Origin of the sequence: Streptomyces sp. NPDC057682 (assembly GCF_042799575.1) — a bacterium.
Classification (GTDB): Bacteria; Actinomycetota; Actinomycetes; order Streptomycetales; family Streptomycetaceae; genus Streptomyces.
This window is the reverse complement of sequence record NZ_JBHVIN010000003.1, coordinates 219,923-239,306: the sequence shown is the minus strand read 5'-3', so window position 1 is coordinate 239,306 and position 19,384 is coordinate 219,923. Positions and strand designations below refer to the sequence as shown.

The 19,384-nt window shown below is 72.8% G+C and carries 16 protein-coding genes; 10 read left to right on the top strand and 6 right to left on the bottom strand.

Features of this window, described 5'->3' with window-relative positions; translation table 11 throughout:
• Nucleotides 1-2 precede the first annotated feature (2 nt).
• Nucleotides 3-2,423, bottom strand: a complete 2,421-nt coding sequence (locus tag ACFVDM_RS06305; RefSeq protein ID WP_383633970.1) for a penicillin acylase family protein — start codon at nt 2,421-2,423, stop codon at nt 3-5.
• A gap of 150 nt (nt 2,424-2,573) precedes the next feature.
• Here ACFVDM_RS06305 and ACFVDM_RS06300 point away from each other — a divergent pair, with 150 nt between their 5' ends.
• Complete coding sequence (locus ACFVDM_RS06300; RefSeq protein ID WP_383633968.1) at nt 2,574-4,073, top strand: acyl-CoA synthetase; 1,500 nt, start codon at nt 2,574-2,576, stop codon at nt 4,071-4,073.
• A gap of 47 nt (nt 4,074-4,120) precedes the next feature.
• On the opposite strand, the gene paaK is transcribed toward ACFVDM_RS06300, so the two are convergent.
• Nucleotides 4,121-5,416, bottom strand: a complete 1,296-nt coding sequence (paaK, locus tag ACFVDM_RS06295; protein ID WP_383633966.1) for a phenylacetate--CoA ligase PaaK — start codon at nt 5,414-5,416, stop codon at nt 4,121-4,123.
• Nucleotides 5,417-5,610: 194 nt separating this feature from the next.
• Between paaK and ACFVDM_RS06290 the strand changes: the two genes are divergently transcribed.
• Nucleotides 5,611-7,134, top strand: coding sequence for an alpha/beta fold hydrolase (locus ACFVDM_RS06290; protein ID WP_383633965.1), 1,524 nt, complete (start codon nt 5,611-5,613; stop codon nt 7,132-7,134).
• A gap of 18 nt (nt 7,135-7,152) precedes the next feature.
• On the opposite strand, the gene ACFVDM_RS06285 is transcribed toward ACFVDM_RS06290, so the two are convergent.
• Complete coding sequence (locus ACFVDM_RS06285; protein ID WP_383633963.1) at nt 7,153-8,787, bottom strand: FAD-dependent oxidoreductase; 1,635 nt, start codon at nt 8,785-8,787, stop codon at nt 7,153-7,155.
• A gap of 255 nt (nt 8,788-9,042) precedes the next feature.
• Here ACFVDM_RS06285 and ACFVDM_RS06280 point away from each other — a divergent pair, with 255 nt between their 5' ends.
• From ACFVDM_RS06280 to ACFVDM_RS06250, 7 genes are all read left to right on the top strand, one after another.
• The gene (locus ACFVDM_RS06280; protein WP_383633961.1) at nt 9,043-10,164 is read left to right on the top strand and encodes a SchA/CurD-like domain-containing protein; all 1,122 of its coding nucleotides are present in this window, start codon (nt 9,043-9,045) and stop codon (nt 10,162-10,164) included.
• Between the two features lie 77 nt (nt 10,165-10,241).
• The gene (locus tag ACFVDM_RS06275) at nt 10,242-10,676 is read left to right on the top strand and encodes a cupin domain-containing protein (RefSeq protein ID WP_383633959.1); all 435 of its coding nucleotides are present in this window, start codon (nt 10,242-10,244) and stop codon (nt 10,674-10,676) included.
• Nucleotides 10,673-11,941 carry a beta-ketoacyl-[acyl-carrier-protein] synthase family protein gene (locus tag ACFVDM_RS06270; RefSeq protein ID WP_383633957.1) on the top strand — a complete coding sequence of 423 codons (1,269 nt, stop codon included), beginning with the start codon at nt 10,673-10,675 and terminating at the stop codon, nt 11,939-11,941. Before ACFVDM_RS06275 ends, ACFVDM_RS06270 begins: the two co-directional genes overlap by 4 nt.
• Nucleotides 11,938-13,176, top strand: coding sequence for a beta-ketoacyl synthase N-terminal-like domain-containing protein (locus ACFVDM_RS06265; RefSeq protein WP_383633955.1), 1,239 nt, complete (start codon nt 11,938-11,940; stop codon nt 13,174-13,176). The genes ACFVDM_RS06270 and ACFVDM_RS06265 overlap by 4 nt, the downstream gene beginning before the upstream one ends.
• Before the next feature lie 39 nt (nt 13,177-13,215).
• Entirely contained in the window at nt 13,216-13,473 is a 258-nt protein-coding gene (locus ACFVDM_RS06260) for an acyl carrier protein (RefSeq protein ID WP_383633953.1), read from the top strand.
• A gap of 2 nt (nt 13,474-13,475) precedes the next feature.
• Nucleotides 13,476-13,955, top strand: a complete 480-nt coding sequence (locus ACFVDM_RS06255; RefSeq protein ID WP_383633951.1) for an SRPBCC family protein — start codon at nt 13,476-13,478, stop codon at nt 13,953-13,955.
• Between the two features lie 73 nt (nt 13,956-14,028).
• Nucleotides 14,029-14,352, top strand: a complete 324-nt coding sequence (locus ACFVDM_RS06250; protein WP_383633949.1) for a TcmI family type II polyketide cyclase — start codon at nt 14,029-14,031, stop codon at nt 14,350-14,352.
• Between the two features lie 78 nt (nt 14,353-14,430).
• On the opposite strand, the gene ACFVDM_RS06245 is transcribed toward ACFVDM_RS06250, so the two are convergent.
• The 3 genes from ACFVDM_RS06245 to ACFVDM_RS06235 form a co-directional block, all read right to left on the bottom strand.
• Nucleotides 14,431-15,489 (bottom strand): methyltransferase, encoded by a 1,059-nt coding sequence (locus ACFVDM_RS06245; protein ID WP_383633947.1) that lies wholly within the window; start codon nt 15,487-15,489, stop codon nt 14,431-14,433.
• A gap of 52 nt (nt 15,490-15,541) precedes the next feature.
• Nucleotides 15,542-16,615: a nitrous oxide reductase family maturation protein NosD gene (locus ACFVDM_RS06240; protein WP_383633945.1), complete on the bottom strand. Its 1,074-nt coding sequence runs from the start codon at nt 16,613-16,615 to the stop codon at nt 15,542-15,544.
• Nucleotides 16,616-16,766: 151 nt separating this feature from the next.
• On the bottom strand, nt 16,767-18,386 hold the full coding sequence (locus tag ACFVDM_RS06235) for an acyl-CoA synthetase (RefSeq protein WP_383633943.1): 1,620 nt from the start codon (nt 18,384-18,386) through the stop codon (nt 16,767-16,769).
• Nucleotides 18,387-18,553: 167 nt separating this feature from the next.
• On the opposite strand from ACFVDM_RS06235, the gene ACFVDM_RS06230 reads away from it, so the two are divergent.
• On the top strand, nt 18,554-19,354 hold the full coding sequence (locus tag ACFVDM_RS06230) for a crotonase/enoyl-CoA hydratase family protein (RefSeq protein ID WP_383633941.1): 801 nt from the start codon (nt 18,554-18,556) through the stop codon (nt 19,352-19,354).
• Nucleotides 19,355-19,384: the final 30 nt, after the last annotated feature.

Below are 19,384 nucleotides of genomic sequence, written 5' to 3'. Positions count from 1 at the left end.
GATCAGCGGCGCTCGCGCACCCGCACCACCGTCAGCTCCGGTGACCGGACGATGTCCTTCTCGCAGAACCGGGACGTCACCCAGCGCTCGGCCGAGTACAGCTCGGTCTGGTCGCTGTAGTGCGGTGACGCGGGGTTCGAGGACTGCGCGTACGTGAGCAGCGTCCGGGCCACCGGGCACCGGCTCCCGTCCCAGCCGACCGCCTGGATGTAGCTGGACCCGGTCGAGACGTCCGTGTACGACGCCGTGGCCGCATCCCAGACGCCCTCCGTCTTGTTCCAGACGCCCAGCGCCTCCGTCCCGCCGCCGACCGGGATCCGCTTCGTGCCCCGCAGCACCGACTGGTGCGCGCCCAGCGGCGCGTCCAGCGCGACGCCCGCGCCCCGCAGCTCGGCCACCGCGTCGGCCAGGGCCGTCAGCACACCCGGCGCCGAGGTGTTCAGCGTGCGGGGGGTGGAGACCGGGGCGGCGGGGGAGAAGGGGACCTTCCACAGCTCGGCCGCCGGTACGGCGGCCGCCCGGCGCCAGAAGCGGTCGAAGAGCAGCGCGCCCCGGCTCCCCGTGTCGACGGCGCGGTCCCAGTCGCGCAGCACCGCGCACGCCTCCGAGACGTCGACCGCCGCGCCCGAACTCGCCGTCGCCGTACCGCCCGGCAGCGCCGCGCACGCCCGCGCCAGATCGGCCGCGACCAGATCACCGGCCGGCGCCCGGTCGGCGAACTGCTGTTTCTGCAGGTCCGCGACCGTCAGCCGGCCCCGGCCCGCCATCGCGGCGACGTCCTCGACGGCACCCCGGGTCCGCATCGAACGCGGCGTCCCGACCGTCCCGAACACCCGCTCGTAGCCGGTCACCGGGGCGTCCGCGTTCGCCAGCCAGGCGCTGTCGTTGGAGTTCTCGACGTACGGGGTGTTCTCCACCGTCGGCATCCGGCCCGGCCCGAAGATCCCCGGCTGCACCGCGTCCGGGTCCGAGCCCGGCGCGCAGTCGCTCCGCGAGCCGTCCAGCACGGCGAGCCCCGACGACGGATAGGTGACCTTGCCCAGCGGCGTCGAGCAGCGCGCGGCGAGATCGTCGGTGATCCTCGGCAGCACCTGCGACTGCGAGAAGAAGGTGTGCCCAGAGGAGTCGGCCGCGATCGTGTTCACCCACGGCAGCCCCTGCGTGCGGCGCAGCGCCTCCTTGATCCCCGCCGTGCTCCGGGCCCTGCTGAAGCCCAGCGCGGTGTCGCCCGAGCGCAGATTGACGGCGTTCGGATCGTTCAGCGCGTACGCCGACGCCCGCGTCCACGGCAGCGGCAGGCCCGCGCCGAGCGAGGTGACGACCGGGCCGTAGGCGGTCCACCACTGGGTCCGCGTGACGTCCGGACCGCCCGCCACCGCGACCGACACGGTCCGTGCGGTCATCCGCCGCCGCTTCCCGTCCACCAGGTAGACGGTGGGATCGTCCGGGGCCAGGGTCAGCTGGTGGAGGTTGAGGGTGACGCCCGTGGCCACGGTGTGGCTCCAGGCGACGTCCGCGTTGTGCCCGATGGAGAGCGTCGCCGAGCCGAGCAGCGAACCGCCCGCCGCGTTCAGCTCACCGGGGATCGTCTGCTGCGACTGCCAGAACCGCCGCCCGCCCTGCCACGGGTAGTGCGGATTGCCGAGCAGCAGCCCGCGCCCGCCCGCCGTCGTGCTGCCCCGGAACGCCACCGCGTTGGACCCCATGTCCGCGTTCTGCGTCGAGAGCAGCTCCGCCGCCGCCTCCGCCGCCCGCTCGGGCGACGGTGTGGCGGGCACGGAGGCCGAGGGGGCGGCGGCCGGCGGCAGCGCGGCCGTGATCCCGTCGATGCCGCGTCCCTGACCGCCGAGCACCGAGAGCGCGAACGCCCGCTCCGCGACGTCCAGCGCGGTCACCGGACGCACCCAGCGGGCGCCCCGGCAGGCCGGATCGGTGATCCGGTTCTGTGCCAGCCAGGCGTTGTACCCGGCCGCCCAGCCGCGCTGGAGCTCCTTCACGTCCCGGCCCGGACCGGCCGGGGCGGGTGTCGCCAGCAGCTTCTCCACGGTCCGGCTGTCGCGTACCCCGCGGAAGTAGAGATCGCTGGAGAGGTTCTTCGTGGCCGAGGAGAGCGAACCGTCCGGCGCGGCGTCCGCCCCGAAGTACCGCGATCGCTCCCCGCGCAGCGTGACGAAGCCGTCGGCGAGCGTGCACACCTGGTCGGCCGCCTGTGCCCAGCCGTTGCCGAAGCCCAGATTCGCGTAGTCCCGGGCCACGATGTGCGGAATGCCGTATTCGGTGTAGCGGATCACGGCGGACAGTCCGCCGCCCGACGGATGGTGGGTCCGGGTCTCGTGCGCCGAGGCCGGCGGCAGCGACGCCGACACGGTGAAAAGGGCGAGGCCCGAGACGGCGAGCAGTCTCAGACGGTTCCGGAGGGGCAACGGTCCTCCCAACTCTGGGGGTGCGGACGACGGTTACTCGCGGGTTCGAGGTGTCGGGGGCAACTCAGCCAGTACAGCCGTGCGCCTGTCAACATCCCGGTCGGTATCCGGACCCTTGACCCCGGGGCCCGCGCCGCTCAGGATCACGCCATGACCGCAGTACGCAGCAGCACAGTCGACGGAGTCGTGACCCGCAGCGCCCGGCGCACCCCCGGGCGCACCGCCCTGCGGTACGCCGGACGGAGCTGGACCTACCAGGGGCTCGACGAGGCCGTCTCCACGGCAGCCGCCGTTTTGGCGGAGGACCACGGGCTGCGCCCCGGCGACCGGGTCGCCTCCTACGCCCACAACTCCGACGCCTATCTGATCGCCTACCTGGCCTGCGCCCGCGCCGGGCTGGTGCACGTACCGGTCAACCAGAACCTCACGGGCGACGACCTCGACTACATCCTGCGCCAGTCCGGCAGCTCCCTGGTCCTCACCGACCCGGACCTGGCCGCCCGGGTCCCCGAGGGGTACACCGTCCGGGCGCTGCGGGACGACCCCGGTTCGCTGCTGGCCGCGCTGGAGACCCCGCGCCCCTTCGTCCCCGAGCGCGCACCGGGCGCCGACGACCTCGTCCAGCTCCTGTACACCTCGGGCACCACAGCCCAGCCCAAGGGCGCGATGATGACGCACGGCGCCCTCGTCCACGAGTACGTCAGCGCCATCGCCGCCCTCGACCTGCGCCCCGGCGACCGGCCCGTGCACGCCCTGCCGCTCTACCACTCCGCGCAGATGCACGTCTTCCTGCTGCCCTATCTCGCGGTCGGCGCGGAGAACACGGTGCTGGACGCCCCCGACGCCGCCCGGATCCTCGACCTCGTCGAGTCGGGCCGGGCCGACAGCCTCTTCGCCCCGCCCACCGTCTGGATCGGCCTCGCCAACCACCCGGACTTCGCCACCCGCGACCTGGGCGGACTGCGCAAGGCGTACTACGGCGCCTCGATCATGCCCGTCCCCGTGCTGGAACGGCTGCGCGCCCGCCTGCCCGGCCTCGCCTTCTACAACTGCTTCGGCCAGAGCGAGATCGGCCCCCTCGCCACCGTGCTGGGACCGGACGAGCACGAGGGCAGGATGGACTCCTGCGGCCGGCCCGTCCTCTTCGTGGAGGCGAGGGTCGTCGACGAGGACGGCAAGGAGGTCCCCGACGGCACCGCCGGCGAGGTCGTCTACCGCTCGCCCCAGCTGTGCAGCGGCTACTGGGACAAGCCCCAGGAGACCGAGGAGGCCTTCCGCGACGGCTGGTTCCACTCCGGCGACCTCGCCGTGCGGGACGCGGAGGGGTACTTCACCGTCGTCGACCGGGTCAAGGACGTCATCAACTCCGGAGGCGTCCTCGTCGCCTCCCGCCAGGTCGAGGACGCCCTCTACACCCACCCGGCCGTGGCCGAGGCCGCCGTCGTCGGACTGCCCGACGAGCGCTGGATCGAGGCCGTCACCGCCGTCGTGGTGCGGCGCGAGGAGACCACCGAGGCCGAACTGATCGCGCACGCCCGGGAGAAGCTCGCCCACTTCAAGGCCCCCAAGCGCGTCGTCTTCGTGGACGAGCTGCCGCGCAACGCCAGCGGGAAGATCCTCAAGCGCGAACTGCGCGACCGGCTCGCCTGACCGGCCCCACCCCTTCCGGCGGACCCGCCCGCCGGAAGGGCCCGCCCTCAGCCGCCCGGCCGGTCCCGGTCGTCCACGATCCGGCGGAACTTGCCCACCGAACGCTCCAGGGTCTCCGGGTCCAGGATCTCGACCCCGACCGACACCCCGATCCCGTCCTTGACGGCCGCCGCGACCGAGGCGGCCGCCGCCTCCCGCTGCTCCGCGCTCGTCCCGGCCCGCGCCTCCGCCCGCACCGTGAGCACGTCGAGGCGCCCGCGCCGGGTCAGCCGCAGCTGGAAATGCGGCGAGACCCCGGGCGTGCGCAGCACGATCTCCTCGATCTGCGTCGGGAACAGGTTCACCCCGCGCAGGATCACCAGATCGTCGCTGCGCCCGGTCACCTTCTCCATCCGCCGGAACACCCGCGCCGTGCCGGGCAGCAGCCGGGTCAGGTCCCGGGTGCGGTAGCGGATCACCGGCATGGCCTCCTTGGTCAGCGAGGTGAACACCAGCTCGCCCCGCTCGCCCTCGGGCAGCACCTCACCGGTGAACGGATCGACCACCTCGGGGTAGAAGTGGTCCTCCCAGATGTGCAGCCCGTCCTTCGTCTCCACGCACTCCTGCGCCACCCCCGGGCCCATCACCTCCGAGAGCCCGTAGATGTCGACCGCGTCGATCGCGAACCGCTCCTCGATCTCCCGCCGCATCTCCTGCGTCCACGGCTCGGCCCCGAACAGCCCCACCTTCAGCGAGGTCGACCGGGGATCCACCCCCTGCCGCTCGAACTCGTCGAGCAGGGTGAGCATGTACGACGGCGTCACCATGACGACGTCGGGCCGGAAGTCCTGGATCAGCTGCACCTGCCGGGCCGTCATCCCGCCCGAGGCGGGCACGACCGTGCAGCCCAGCCGCTCCGCCCCGTAGTGCGCGCCGAGTCCCCCGGTGAACAGCCCGTACCCGTACGCGACATGGACCAGCTGCCCGGGGCGGGCGCCCGCCGCCCGGAGCGAGCGCGCCACCACGTCCGCCCAGACGTCCAGGTCCTTCTCCGTGTAGCCCACGACCGTCGGCCGGCCCGTCGTCCCGCTGGAGGCGTGGATCCGGCGCACCCGCTCCCGGTCCACCGCGAACATCCCGAACGGGTAGTTGTCCCGCAGATCGGCCTTGGTGGTGAACGGGAACCGGGCGAGGTCGGCCAGGGAGCGGCAGTCGTCCGGATGCACCCCCGCCCGGTCGAACGCCCTGCGGTAGTGCCCGACATGCGCGTACACGTGGTGCAGGGTCGCCCGCAGCCGCTCCAGCTGCAGCGCCGCGAGCTCCTCGCGGTCCATCCGTTCCGCCGCGTCCAGCAGAGCCGTCATGCGGATCTCCCTCGTCCGTGCGCACCGTGCCGTCGACCGATCATTCGGTCGCTCTCCTGGGAAGCAGTAAGTCAGGATCTTGTACCGCGTGGCAAGAGGCGTGACGCATCCGGTGGGGCCGCCCGTCCGGCATCGCGGATACGCCCGTACCGAACACGGCCGCATCACCCCGGCGGCCCTGTTTGGATGGGTCCATGCCGACTTTTCGTACGTACGACGGGACCGAACTCGCCTACCGCGTCAGGGGAGAGGGAGCGCCGCTGATCTGCCTGCCGGGCGGCCCGATGCGGGCCGGCGCCTACCTCGGCGACCTCGGCGGGCTCTCCTCCGTCCGGCGGCTGATCGTGCTCGACCCGCGCGGCAGCGGGGAATCCGCCGTACCCGACGATCTGTCCTCCTGCCGGTGCGACCGGCTCGTCGCGGACGTCGAGGCGCTGCGCCGGCACCTCGGCCTCGAACGCGTCGACCTGCTGGCCCACTCGGCGGGCGCCGACCTCGCCGCGCTGTACGCCGCCCGCCACCCGGAGGCCCTGCGCAGCCTCGTCCTCGTCGCCCCCGCCACCCGGGCCGTCGGCTTCGTCCCCGGGGAGCGCGAGGTCCGCGAGGCCGCCGCCCTGCGCGCCACGGAACCCTGGTACGAGGAGGCGCTCGCCGCGCTGGAACAGCTCCGGGCCGGGCACGACAGCGACGAACTCCGGGCCGCGGCACGGCCCTTCCTCTACGGACGCTGGGACGCGCGGGCACGGGAACACGCCGCCGCCGCGCCCGGGCAGATCAACTCGGCGGCGGCACGGGCCCACCTCGCGGAGGGGGCCTTCGACCCCGCCGCGACGCTCCCCGCGCTCCGCGCGTTCCCCGCCCCCGTGCTCGTCCTCGCCGGTGAGTACGACGCCATTCCCACCCCCGACCGGGCCGCCGAACTCGCCGCGCTCTTCCCGGAGTCGGAGTTCGCCGTCCAGCGCGGTGCCGCGCACTTCCCGTGGATCGACGACCCCGGTGCCTTCGTCCGCACCGTCACCGCCTTCCTCGACCCCGAGGTGCGCAGCGTCCAGGCCGGCGGGATCCGTCTCGCCTACCGCGTCTGGGGCGACCCCGCCGCCCCGCCCGTCGTCCTCGCCCACGGCCGCTGCGGTTCCGGCGCCACCTGGACCACCGTGGCCGAACGGCTCGCCGCCACCCACCGGGTGTACGCCTTCGACTTCCGTGGCCACGGACTCAGCGACTGGCCGGGCCGCTACTCCTTCGAGCTGTTCCGCGACGATCTGCACGCCTTCCTCGAAGCCCGCAATCTGGCGGGCGCGACCGTCGTCGGCCACTCCATGGGCGGCGCGGCCGCGCTGCTGCTCGCCGAACGCCAGCCCGGACTGATCGGCCGCCTGGTCCTGGAGGAGGTACCCCCGCCCCTCCCGCTGAACCCGCCCCGTCCGGTGCCCGAACGCCCCGAGGGAGAACTGGACTTCGACTGGCCCCTGGTCCCCTCCACCGACGCCCAGCTGAACGGCCCCGACCCGGCCGGGCGGGAACTCCTCGGCGAGATCACCGCGCCCACCCTCGTCATCGGCGGTGGACCGGGCAGCCACATAGCCCAGGAGGAGCTGGCCTGGATGGCCGGACAGATCCCCGACGGCCTGTTCGTCACCATCGACGCCGGCCATCTCGTGCACACCGAACGACCGGAGGAGTTCCTGTCCGTCCTCCGGTCGTTCGGCGTGGGCTGAGCCCCGGGGCCCGCCCGGTCAGTCCCGGCGCAGCAGCGCCGCCATGACCTCGTACAGCGCCTGCTCGGTGTTCCCCACGGCCGACTCCGCCCGCCAGGCCACGAAGCCGTCCGGGCGCACCACCACGGCGCCCTCCCGGTCCGTCCCGTGCGCCTCGGCCCAGTCCGCACCGGCCTCCGGCTCCAGATCGGCGCCGGGGCCGGTGCCGATCCCGTACGCGTCGAGCCGCACCCCCAGCCGCTCCGCGACCCGGGCGGCGGCCGCCCGCCACACCGTGTCCGAGACATCCGCGAGCAGCACGAAGTCCCGCTCGTACAGATCCAGCGTGGAGATCCGCTCCCCGCCGCGCCGCAGCCACAGATGGGGGGCCCGGCTGCCCGGCTCGCCCGTCAGCCGGACGCCCTCGGGCACCACCGGGCGGTCCGGCCCGACGCCGAGGACCGCACCGTCCACATAGCGGTAGCCCAGCGCCACGTTCAGCATTCCGCCGCGCCTGCCGCCGCCGACGGTCGGCGGGGCCGCGTACCCCGGGTGGCTGTGCTCACCCGAACGCGCCGAGGCCCGTTCGCTCGTCGCCCGCGCCACCGGAAGCCGCTCCGCCTCGTAGGTGTCCAGCAGCCGGGGCCCGGCGTCGCCGCGCAGCACCGCCGCCAGCTTCCACGCCAGGTTGTGCGCGTCCTGGATGCCGGTGTTGGAGCCGAACGCCCCGGTGGGCGACATCTCGTGCGCCGAGTCCCCGGCCAGGAAGACCCGGCCCCGGGAGTAGCGGTCCGCCACCCGCTCGGCCGCGTGCCACGGTGCCCGGCCGGTGATCTCCACATCGAGGTCCGGAGCCCCGACCGCCCGGCGGATGTGGTCGGCGCACCGCTCGTCCGTGAAGTCCTCCAGCGTCTCGCCCCGGTCCGGCTGCCACGGCGCGTGGAACACCCACTCGCTCGCGTTGTCCACCGGCAGGAGCGCGCCGTCCGCCTCCGGATTCGTCAGGTAGCAGACGATGAAGCGCCGGTCGCCCAGCACCTCGGCGAGCCGGTGCGAGCGGAAGGTGATGCTCACGTTGTGGAACAGGTCACCGGCACCCGAACGGCCGATGCGCAGCTGCTCCCGCACCGGGCTGCGCGGACCGTCGGCGGCGATCAGATAGTCCGCCCGAACGGTGGTGTGCTCACCCGTCTCCCGGTTCTTCACCGCGGCCGTGACCCCCGACCCGTCCGCGTCGAACGACATCAGCTCGGTCGAGAACCGCAGATCACCGCCCTGCTCCCGGGCCCGGTCCAGCAGCACCGGCTCCAGGTCGTTCTGGCTGCACAGGCACCAGCCGCTCGGACTGAACCGGGCGAGCGCCCCGCCCGGGTCGATCTCCTTGAACAGCCACTCCTGGTCGTCACCCGTCAGCGAACCGGCCTGGAGGATGCCGTGGTTCTCCGCCAGGACCGTGGCCGCGGCCCGGATCGGCTCCTCCACCCCGGCACCCCGGAAGATCTCCATCGTGCGGACGTTGTTGCCGCGTCCGCGCGGGTGCGTGGAGGTCGCCGCGTGCTTCTCGACCAGCAGGTGCCCGACGCCGAGCCGGCCGAGGAAAAGGGATGCGGACAGACCCACCAGCGAGCCGCCCACGATGAGGACCGGCACACGCACGTCGACGTTCTCGTTCATCAATCGCTCCTGCTCGGACGCCGTACAGATGCAGTGTTGATGCCCTCGCCGGAGGCCTTCGGACGCCCGCTCACCTGAACGGTTCATAAATCTCGCGTCAGCCGGACCAGCGTTTCACGATCGGTCACGGAGACGGCTCCCGCGCTCCCGGGCGCACCGGACACGTCCGCCGGGAGACTCCCCGCTCCGGCCCCCCACTCGACGGTTCCCCCCGGCGCCCGCCGGTTCCCCCACCGTCTCGAAGGAGTTCGCACGATGACCACCACCCTCTCGGAACGGATCTCCCAGTCCGCCTTCGACGGATCCAGGCTGCGGGTCGTCCTGCTCCTGGACCTGTACGACGGCGCGCAGCAGCAGTTCCTGGAGGCGTACGAGCATCTGCGCAACCAGGTGGCGTCCGTGCCCGGCCACCTCAGCGACCAGCTGTGCCAGTCCATCGAGAACCCCTCGCAGTGGCTGATCACCAGCGAGTGGGAGAGCGCCCCGCCCTTCCTCGCCTGGGTCAACAGCGAGGAGCACGTCGCCACCGTGCAGCCGCTGCACAACTGCGTGCGCGACACCCGCTCGCTGCGCTTCAGCGTGCTGCGCGAGACCGGCAAGGGCTTCGAGACCGTGCCCGGCACCGAGCGGACGGGCCTCCAGCCCTCGCCCCGGGTCGGTGACGGCGTGGTGCGCCACGCGCTGACGTTCACCGTCAGGCCGGGCACCGAGGAGATCGTCGCCAAGATCCTGGCCGACTACGACTCCCCGCAGGCCCGCGTCGACGACCACACCCGGCTGCGCCGCACCTCCCTCTTCATGCACGGCAACCGCGTGGTCCGCGCCGTCGAGGTCGAGGGCGACCTGCTCGCCGCCCTGCGCCATGTCTCCCGCCAGCCCGAGGTCCGGGCCGTGGAGGAGGCGCTCAACCCGTACCTGGAGCAGGAGCGCGACCTCTCCGACCCCGACTCGGCCCGGATGTTCTTCACCCGCGCGGCCCTGCCCACCGTCCACCACGTCACCACCGGCCGGCACGCCCCCGACCTGATCGACCGTCACGCGCTGTACTACCGGGCCAAGGAAGGCTGCGGAATGGCGCTGGCCCGGCTGCTCGCCGGCCACGACGAGGAGGCCGCCGACGACCCGGGCAGCCCCATCGAGAGCAGCACGATCTTCCAGCGCGACGACGTCGTCGTCCGCCTCCTGGAGGTCAGCGGCCCGCTGGACGCGCACCCCGCCCAGGCCCTCGGCGTCGACGGCCCCGGCAAGGGGGCCCGGCTCGCCCGACTCCTCGACGGCGAGGCCACGGCCGTCCCGGCCACCGACCAGGACGCCGCGCGCTTCCTCGCCCGCTCCGAGATGCGGCTGATCACCGACCGCCGCGCCGCCGATTCCTGAGACGCGCCCCGGACCGCCCGGGGGGTTCTCGCTCGACCCGTCGTCGTACCCGCGCACAACGCCAGGAGGAAGCAGTCATGACCACGCACCGGCCACGCATCGTGGACCTCAGCGAGACCCAGCCCAACCGCAGGCGCGGAGGTGATCTGCGCGCCCTCCTCACCCCGACGGCCGTCGGCGCCACCAGCGGTTTCATGGGCCTGGCCATCGTGCAGCCGGGGGACCGCATCGGCGAGCACTACCACCCGTACTCCGAGGAGTTCGTCTACGTGGTGAACGGCCTCCTGGAGGTCGACCTGGACGGCGAGACCCACGCGATGCGGCCCGACCAGGGACTGCTGATCCCCCCGCACGTGCGCCACCGTTTCCGCAACGTCGGCGACATCGAGGCCCGGATGGTCTTCCACCTCGGTCCGCTCGCCCCCCGCCCGGAACTCGGCCACGTGGACACCGAGGTCACCGAGACGGCCGAGCGCGGAGCGCCGCCAGAACGAAGCGAGGCCGCCTCGTGACCCGGCGCGTGGCCGTTACGGGAGTCGGTGTCGTCGCCCCGGGCGGCATCGGCACCCCGGCCTTCTGGGACCTGCTGGCCAACGGCCGCACCGCGACCCGGGGCATCACGCTCTTCGACCCGGCCGGCTTCCGGTCCCGGATCGCCGCCGAATGCGACTTCGACCCGGCGACGCACGGACTGGACGAGGACGAGATCGCCCGCGCGGACCGCTATGTGCAGTTCGCGATGGTCGCCGCCCGCGAGGCCCTGGCCGACGCCGGACTCGACATGGAGCGCACCGACCCGTGGCGCGTCGGCGTCTCCCTCGGCACGGCCGTCGGCGGGACCACCCGGCTGGAGCACGACTACGTCGCGGTCAGCGAGAGCGGCGCCCGCTGGGACGTCGACCACCGCCGGGCCGGTGCCCATCTGGAGCGGGCCTTCTCCCCGTCCACGCTGGCCTCGGCCGTCGCCGAACAGGTCGGGGCGCACGGCCCCGTGCAGACCGTCTCCACCGGCTGCACCTCCGGCCTCGACGCGATCGGGTACGCCTTCCACTCCATCGAGGAGGGCCGCGTCGACGTCTGCGTCGCCGGGGCCTCCGACTCCCCGATCACCCCGATCACCGTCGCCTGCTTCGACGCGATCAAGGCGACGTCGCCCAACAACGACGACCCGGAGCACGCCTCGCGCCCCTTCGACGCGCGCCGCGACGGCTTCGTGATGGGCGAGGGCGGAGCCGTCCTCGTCCTGGAGGAACTGGAGCACGCGCGCGCCCGCGGTGCCACCGTGTACTGCGAGATCGCGGGGTACGCGACCTTCGGCAACGCCTACCACATGACCGGGCTCACCCCGGAGGGGCTGGAGATGGCCGAGGCCATCGACCGGGCCCTGGGCCACGCCGGCATCGCCGCCCACGAGATCGACTACGTCAACGCGCACGGCTCCGGCACCAAGCAGAACGACCGGCACGAGACCGCGGCCGTCAAGAGGGCCCTGGGCGAGCACGCCCGCACGGTCCCGATGAGCTCCATCAAATCGATGGTCGGCCACTCGCTCGGGGCGATCGGGGCGATAGAGATCGCCGCCTGCGTCCTCGCCCTGGTCCACCAGACGGTGCCGCCGACGGCGAACTACGAGTCCCCGGACCCCGAGTGCGACCTCGACTACGTGCCCCGCACCGCGCGTCCGCTCACGCTGCGCAACGTGCTGTCGGTCGGCAGCGGATTCGGCGGATTCCAGTCCGCGGTGGCCCTCACCAGAACCGGCGGGAGGACTCCATGAGCACCCGAAACGACCGGAACGCCGTCGTCACCGGCATCGGCGTCGTCGCCCCCAACGGAACCACCACCGAAGCCTTCTGGAAGCGGACCCAGGAGGGCATGAGCGTCCTCGACCGGGTCACCCGCGAGGGCTGCGAGGACCTGCCGCTCCATGTGGCGGGCGAGGTCCGGGGCTTCGACCCGGTCGCGCTCATCGAGGAGCGCTACCTCGTCCAGACCGACCGCTTCACCCATTTCGCGATGGCCGCCGCGGACATGGCGCTCGACGACGCCCGGCTCGGCCGCGCCGACTACGAGGACGCCCCGTTCGGCGTCGGCGTGGTGACCGCGGCCGGTTCCGGCGGCGGCGAGTTCGGCCAGCGCGAACTCCAGCGGCTGTGGGGCCAGGGCTCCACCTATGTGGGCCCCTACCAGTCGATCGCCTGGTTCTACGCGGCCAGCACCGGCCAGATCTCGATCCGCGGCGGCTTCAAGGGGCCCTGCGGCGTGGTGGCCAGCGACGAGGCCGGCGGGCTCGACGCCCTCGCGCACGCCGCCCGCTCGGTCCGCCGCGGCACCGACGCCGTGGTCGTCGGCGCCGCCGAGGCCCCCCTCGCGCCCTACTCGGTCGTCTGCCAGCTCGGCTACCGCGACCTGAGCACCGAACAGGACCCGACCCGCGCCTACCGCCCCTTCACCGCCGACGCCTGCGGCTTCGTGCCCGCCGAGGGCGGTGCGATGCTCGTCGTCGAGGCGGAGGAGGCCGCACGCGGGCGCGGCGCCCGGATCCGCGCCGAGATCGCCGGCCACGCCGCCACGTTCACCACCGCGAGGCGCTGGGAGGAGTCCCGCGAGGGGCTCGCCCGCGCCGTCGAGGGGGCGCTGCGTGAGGCGCGGTGCGCGCCCGAGGAGATCGACGTGGTCTTCGCGGACGCACTCGGCGTGCCCGAGGCGGACCGGGCCGAGGCCCTGGCGCTGGCGGACGCGCTCGGCGCGCACGGCCGGCGCGTCCCCGTCACGGCGCCGAAGACCGGCACCGGACGGGCCTACTGCGGCGCCCCCGTACTGGACACCGCGGCCGCCGTCCTCGCCCTGGAGGACGGCCTGGTCCCGCCCACCCCCCACGTCTTCGAGGTCTGCCACGACCTCGATCTGGTGATGGGCCGGGCCCGGCCCGCCGAACTGCGCACGGCCCTCGTGCTCAGCCGCGGCCTCATGGGCTCGAACGCGGCGATGGTGCTGCGGCGCCCCGCGTGAGCCCCACCGACACCCCCTCGTGAGCGAAGGAGAAGTCCCATGACCGACCGACTGACGTACGAAGAACTCGCCACCCTCATGAAGAAGGGCGCCGGACTGAATGTCGACCCCCGGGAGATGGAGAGCCGGCCCGCGACCGCCTTCGACGAGTTCGGCCTGGACTCGTTGGGACTCCTCGGCATCGTCGGCGTGCTGGAGAACCGCCACGGCCGGCCGCTGCCCGCCGACGCCGACCGGTGCAGGACGCCTCGCGAGTTCCTCGACCTCGTCAACAACAGCCTCATGACAGGAGCCTGACCGTGCCCGGACACACCGAGAACGAGATCGTCATCGCCGCCCCCCTGGACCTGGTCTGGGAGATGACGAACGACCTGGAGAACTGGCCGCAGCTGTTCAGCGAGTACGCCTCGGTCGAGGTCATGGAGCGGGACGGCGAGCGCACCGTGTTCCGCCTCACCATGCACCCCGACGACAACGGCAAGGTGTGGAGCTGGGTCTCCGAGCGCACCACGGACCGCCCCGCACGCGAGGTCCGGGCCCGCCGCGTCGAGACCGGCCCGTTCGACCACATGAACATCCACTGGACGTACGCCGAGGTCCCCGGCGGCACCCGGATGCACTGGAAGCAGGACTTCGCGATGCGCCCGGACGCCCCGGTCGACGACGCCTGGATGACCGACAACATCAACCGCAACTCGCGCGTCCAGATGGAACTCATCCGGGACAGGATCGAACAGCGCGACCGGGGGCGCCGCTCCGCCGCGGTCCCCGCCAACTGACGCCCCACCACCCCTCGTCCGGGACCCCGCCCCACGGCCGGGTCCCGGACGGCGTACGAGAAAGGCATCCCCGATGCACCACGCCCTGATCGTCGCCCGGATGGCGCCCGGGTCGGCCCCGGACATCGCCGAGCTGTTCGCCGCGTCCGACGACAGCGAACTGCCGCACCTGGTCGGTGTCACCCGGCGCAAGCTCTTCCAGTTCGGCGACGTCTATCTGCATCTGATCGAGTCCGAGCGCCCGCCCGGCCCGGAGATCGCCAAGGTGACCGAGCACCCCGCGTTCAAGGACATCAGCGACCGGCTGACCGCCTTCGTCAGCCCCTACGACCCGCAGACCTGGCGGGGCCCCAAGGACGCGATGGCGCAGGAGTTCTACCACTGGCAGCGCGGCTGACCCGCGCCACCGGAGAACGCCCCGGGTCCGGCCGGACGGCCGGACCCGGGGCGTTTCCACGCGCCGATCGCCCGCCCGTCAGTCGGGCACCACGCACTCGAAGGCGTGCAGATACGGATTGACGGGCCGGATCTCGCCGATCAGCAGACCGGCGTCCGACAGCCGGTCGACCAGGCTCTGCCGGGTGTGCTTGGCCCCGCCGACGTTCAGGAGCAGCAGCAGGTCCATGGCCGTGGTGAACCGCATCGACGGGGTGTCGTCCACCAGGTTCTCGATGACGACGACCCGCGCGCCCGGACGGGCCGCGGCGACGACGGCGCGCAGCGCCCGGCGGGTGCTGTCGTCGTCCCACTCCAGGATGTTCTTGATGATGTAGAGGTCGGCCGCGACCGGGATGCCCTCGCGGCAGTCGCCGGAGACGATGGTCGCCCGGTCGGCGAGCGCCCCGCCCTCGCGCAGCCGTTCGTCGGCGCGGGCCGCGACGCCCGGCAGGTCCATCAGCGTGCCGCTGACCGAGGGGTGCTTCTCCAGCAGGCTCGCCAGCACGTGCCCCTGGCCGCCGCCGATGTCCGCGACCGAGGACACCCCGGTGAGGTCGAGCAGCGCGGCCACGTCCAGCGCCGACTGCACGCTCGACGTGGTCATCGCCCGGTTGAAGATGTGCGCCGACTCGTGGGCGTCCTGGTGGAGGTAGTCGAAGAACTCCTTGCCGAACACGTCCTCGAAGACCTGGGTGCCCGAGCGCACCGCGTCGTCCAGCCGCGGCCACACCTCCCAGGTCCACGGTTCCGTGCACCACAGGGAGATGGCCCGCAGACTCTGCGGGTCGTCCTCGCGGAGCAGCCGGGACATGTCGGTGTGGGCGAAGGTGCCGTCGGCGTTCTCGGTGAAGACGCCGTAGCAGGACAGGGCGCGCAGCAGCCGGCGCAGCGGCGCGGCCTCGGTCCCCACCGCCCCGGCGAGGTCCTCCGCGGTGGCCGGGGTCTCGCCCAGCGCGTCGGCCACGCCGAGCCGGGCCGCCGCGCGCACGGCCGCCGCACGGGCCGCGCCGAACACGATCTCGCGCAGCCGCATGGCCGGCTGGGGGGTGTGCAGGGGCTGGACGGGGGTGGTGGGTGTGGTGCTCACGGTGGTCATGCCGTCTCGCTTCTCCTCGTGCGGGGGGAATCCGGTGTGCGGGGTGGACCGGTCAGCACAGTCCGGCCGGTGCGGACGTGCCGCAGACATTGCCCGTCAGGCGGTTGCCCGTGCCGGTGTCACGGTCGGCGACGTCCTCCGGGCCGTTGCCCAGGACCACGTTGCCGGTGATCGTGTTGTCGTTGTTCTTCGCACCGACGAAGCTCTTGAACAGCACGATGCCCCCGGAGAGCGGGGTGGCGCCCACGTTGTCGCGGATCACGTTGGACCGCACCTCGGTCGTCTCCGTGCCGGTCAGGACGATCCCCGAACCCTGGAGCGCGGGCAGCCGCTCGGTGGCGGCGCAGAACTTGTTGTTGCCGGTGATCCGGTTGGACCGGATGGACATGTCCCCGGCGTGCGGGGTGCCCTCGTCGCCCACGACGAAGACGCCCGTGCAGTTGGCCGTGAGAGTGTTGTCGCGCGCCGAGAGGTTGCGCACGCGCCGGGCGGTGAAGCCGATGCGGTTGTCGCTGAGGGTGTTGCCCCGGACCCGGGTGCCGCCGGTGTCGGTCGCGCCGCCCTCCTCGTCGACGCTGTTGGCGACGAAGATGCCCGCGTCGCCGTTGCCGTAGGCGTGGTTGTCCCGCACGTCGGAGCGGGTGGAGCGCTGCTGGGCGATGCCCCAGACACCGTTGCCCGCGGAGGTCACCGAGCGGACCTCCAGCCGGTCGGTCCACGACGCCCAGACACCGCTCCTGGTGAACCCGGCGACGCTCAGGGACCGCAGCGTGACCCCGTCGACGGTGTGCCCCGCGGTGCCGAGGACGCAGATGCCGTTGCCCGCTTTCGCGCAGGCGTTGCCCGTACGCGCGGCGCCCTCGCCCGGTTCGATGACGGTACGGTCCCCGGCGCCGCGGAGCGTGATCCCGGGTGTGGTGATCAGGACGCTCTCGCGGTACGTACCGGGCTCGACGACGATCGTCTCGCCGGGACGGGCGGCGTCCACCGCCGCCTGGATGGACTGGCCCGGACGCACCACATGGCCGCTCGTGGCGGCGGCGGGGACGGTCGGCGCGAGGACGCCGAGGCCGGCGGCCGAGGCGGCTGCGATGCCCACGAGGGCCTTGATGTGTCGTTTCCTCATGAGCCGAAGCTATGGGCGATCACCCTCCGGTGCCACGCAGGGTGTCCGCTCGTGCGCGGGGCGTGCCCGAATGGCTTACGTCCCGGCGCGGCCGCGCGCCCGCGACGGGACGCGGGGCCGCGCACTCGGGTGACGCCGTGCGGGCCGCCCGTCAGTCCCCGGCCGGAGTGATCACGGAGCGGGCCCAGCGGTAGTCCGCCTTGCCGCTGGGGGAGCGCTGGATGCGGGGCGCGATCACCAGCCGGCGCGGGATCTTGTATCCGGCCAGCCGGGTCCGGCAGTGCGCCTGCATCTCGTCGAGTGTGGGCGCCTGGGCGCCCTCCCGCACCTGCACCACGGCGGCGACCTGATTGCCCCAGCGGGCGTCGGGGGCGCCGGCGACCAGCGCGTCGTACACGTCCGGATGGGACTTGAGCGCCTGCTCGACCTCCTCCGGATACACCTTCTCGCCCCCGGTGTTGATGCACTGCGAGCCCCGGCCCAGCACGGTCACGATGCCGTCCGCGTCGACCGTCGCCATGTCGCCCAGCAGCACCCAGCGCTCCTCGCCCTTGCGGAAGAAGGTCTCGGCGGTTTTGGCCGGGTCGTTGTAGTAACCGAGGGGCACATGGCCGCGCTGGGCGATCCGGCCGGGCTCGCCCGGGGCCGCGGGCTCGAAGGTCGCCGGGTCGACGACCGCCGTACGGGCGTTGACCTGGAGGCGGAAGCCGTTGCGGGGGCCGGAGTCGGCGGTCGCGGTGCCGTTGAAACCGGACTCGGAGGAACCGAAGTTGTTCAGCAGCATCACATGGGGGACCAGGGACTGGAACTCCGCCCGCACCGAGTCGGACATGATCGCGCCGGAACTCGACACGGAGAAGAGTGCCGAGCAGTCGGTGCCCTTCAGCGGTCCCTTCAACGCGTCGATGAGCGGGCGCAGCATCGCGTCGCCCACCAGCGAGACGCTGGTGACCTTCTCCTTCTCGATGGTGCGCAGCACCTCGTGCGGCACGAACTTGCGGTGCACCACGACCCGCTGGCCGAAGTTGAAGCCGATGAACGCGGTGAGCGTCGAGGTGCCGTGCATCAGCGGGGGAGTGGGGAAGAACGTGATGCCCTCACCGCCCGCGGCCACCCGTTCGGCCAGCTCCTGCGGGGTCTTGACCGGGTCGCCTGTGGGTGCCCCGCCGCCGAGCCCGGAGAAGAACAGGTCCTCCTGGCGCCACATCACGCCCTTGGGCATGCCGGTGGTGCCGCCGGTGTAGATGATGAACTGGTCGTCCGCCGAGCGGGGGGCGAAGCCCCGCCCGGAGTCGCCGGCCGCGTCGACCTCGGCGAAGGCCGTGGCCGCGGGCCCGGTCCCGTCGGCCGCCGGGGCGCCGACGCGGATCAGATGGCGCAGCCCCGGGGCCTGCGGGGCGGCTGTCGCCACGCGCGCGTCGAACTCGGCGTCGAAGACCAGGGCCACCAGATCGGCGTCGCGGTAGAGGTAGACCAGTTCCTCCTCCACGTACCGGTAGTTGACGTTGACCGGGACGATCCGCGCCTTCAGGCAGGCCAGGACCGTCTGGAGGTACTCGACGCCGTTGTACAGGTGCAGACCGAGGTGTTCGCCGGGCCGGATGCCCGCGTCCTGGAGGTGGTGGGCGACGCGGTTGGCCGCCGCGTCCAGCTCCGCGTACGTGAGCCTGCGCTCGGCGCCCGTTCCGGGATGGTCCACGTAGACGAGCGCCTCGCGTTCGGGGACAGCGTCGACGACCGATTCGAACAGGTCGGCAAGGTTGTACTCCACCGTTCCTCCTGACCCCGGTTGCTGAGTGGCCCGGCGGTCATTAGAGCGCCCACCGGCACAACTGGGAAGGGGACCGGACGAAGAAATCTGACTGACTGTCAGAAAACTATTGAACTGCCTCCCGTACTCCTGCAACCTGTTCTAGCCTTGACGACGGGAGACAGACCATGGGCGGTACGGAACACCTCACCGTGCAGCGCGAAGGCGCCACACTGGTGCTCACCCTGAACCGGCCCGAGAGCAAGAACGCGCTCTCGCTGCCGATGCTGGTCGGCCTGTACGACGGCTGGCTGGCCGCGGACGAGGACGAGGAGGTCCGCTCGGTCGTCCTCACCGGCGCAGGCGGCTGCTTCTGCGCCGGAATGGACCTCAAGGCCCTCGCGGGCGGCGGCATGGAGGGCGAACAGTACCGGGACCGGATGACGGCCGACCCCGATCTGCACTGGAAGGCGATGCTCCGCCACCACCGGCCCCGCAAACCGGTCATCGCCGCCGTCGAGGGCCACTGCGTGGCCGGCGGCACCGAGATCCTCCAGGGCACCGACATCCGCATCGCCGGCGAGAGCGCCGTCTTCGGCCTCTTCGAGGTCCGCCGCGGCCTCTTCCCGATCGGCGGCTCCACCGTACGGCTGCCCCGCCAGATCGCCCGGACCCACGCCCTCGAAATGCTCCTCACCGGCCGCCCCTACACGGCCGAGGAGGCCGCGCGCATCGGACTCGTCGGCCGCGTCGTCCCCGACGGCACCGCCCTGGAGGCGGCCCTCGCCGTCGCCGAGCAGATCAACGCCTGCGGCCCGCTCGCCGTCGAGGAGGTCAAGGCGTCCGTCTACGAGACCGCGGAGATGACCGAGACGGACGGCCTCGCGGCCGAACTGGAGCGCGGCTGGCCCGTGTTCTCCACCGCCGACGCCAAGGAGGGCGCCCGCGCCTTCGCCGAGAAACGTCCGCCGGTCTACCGCCGGGCCTAGCGGTTGCCCCTCGGAACCCGCCGGAAGGCA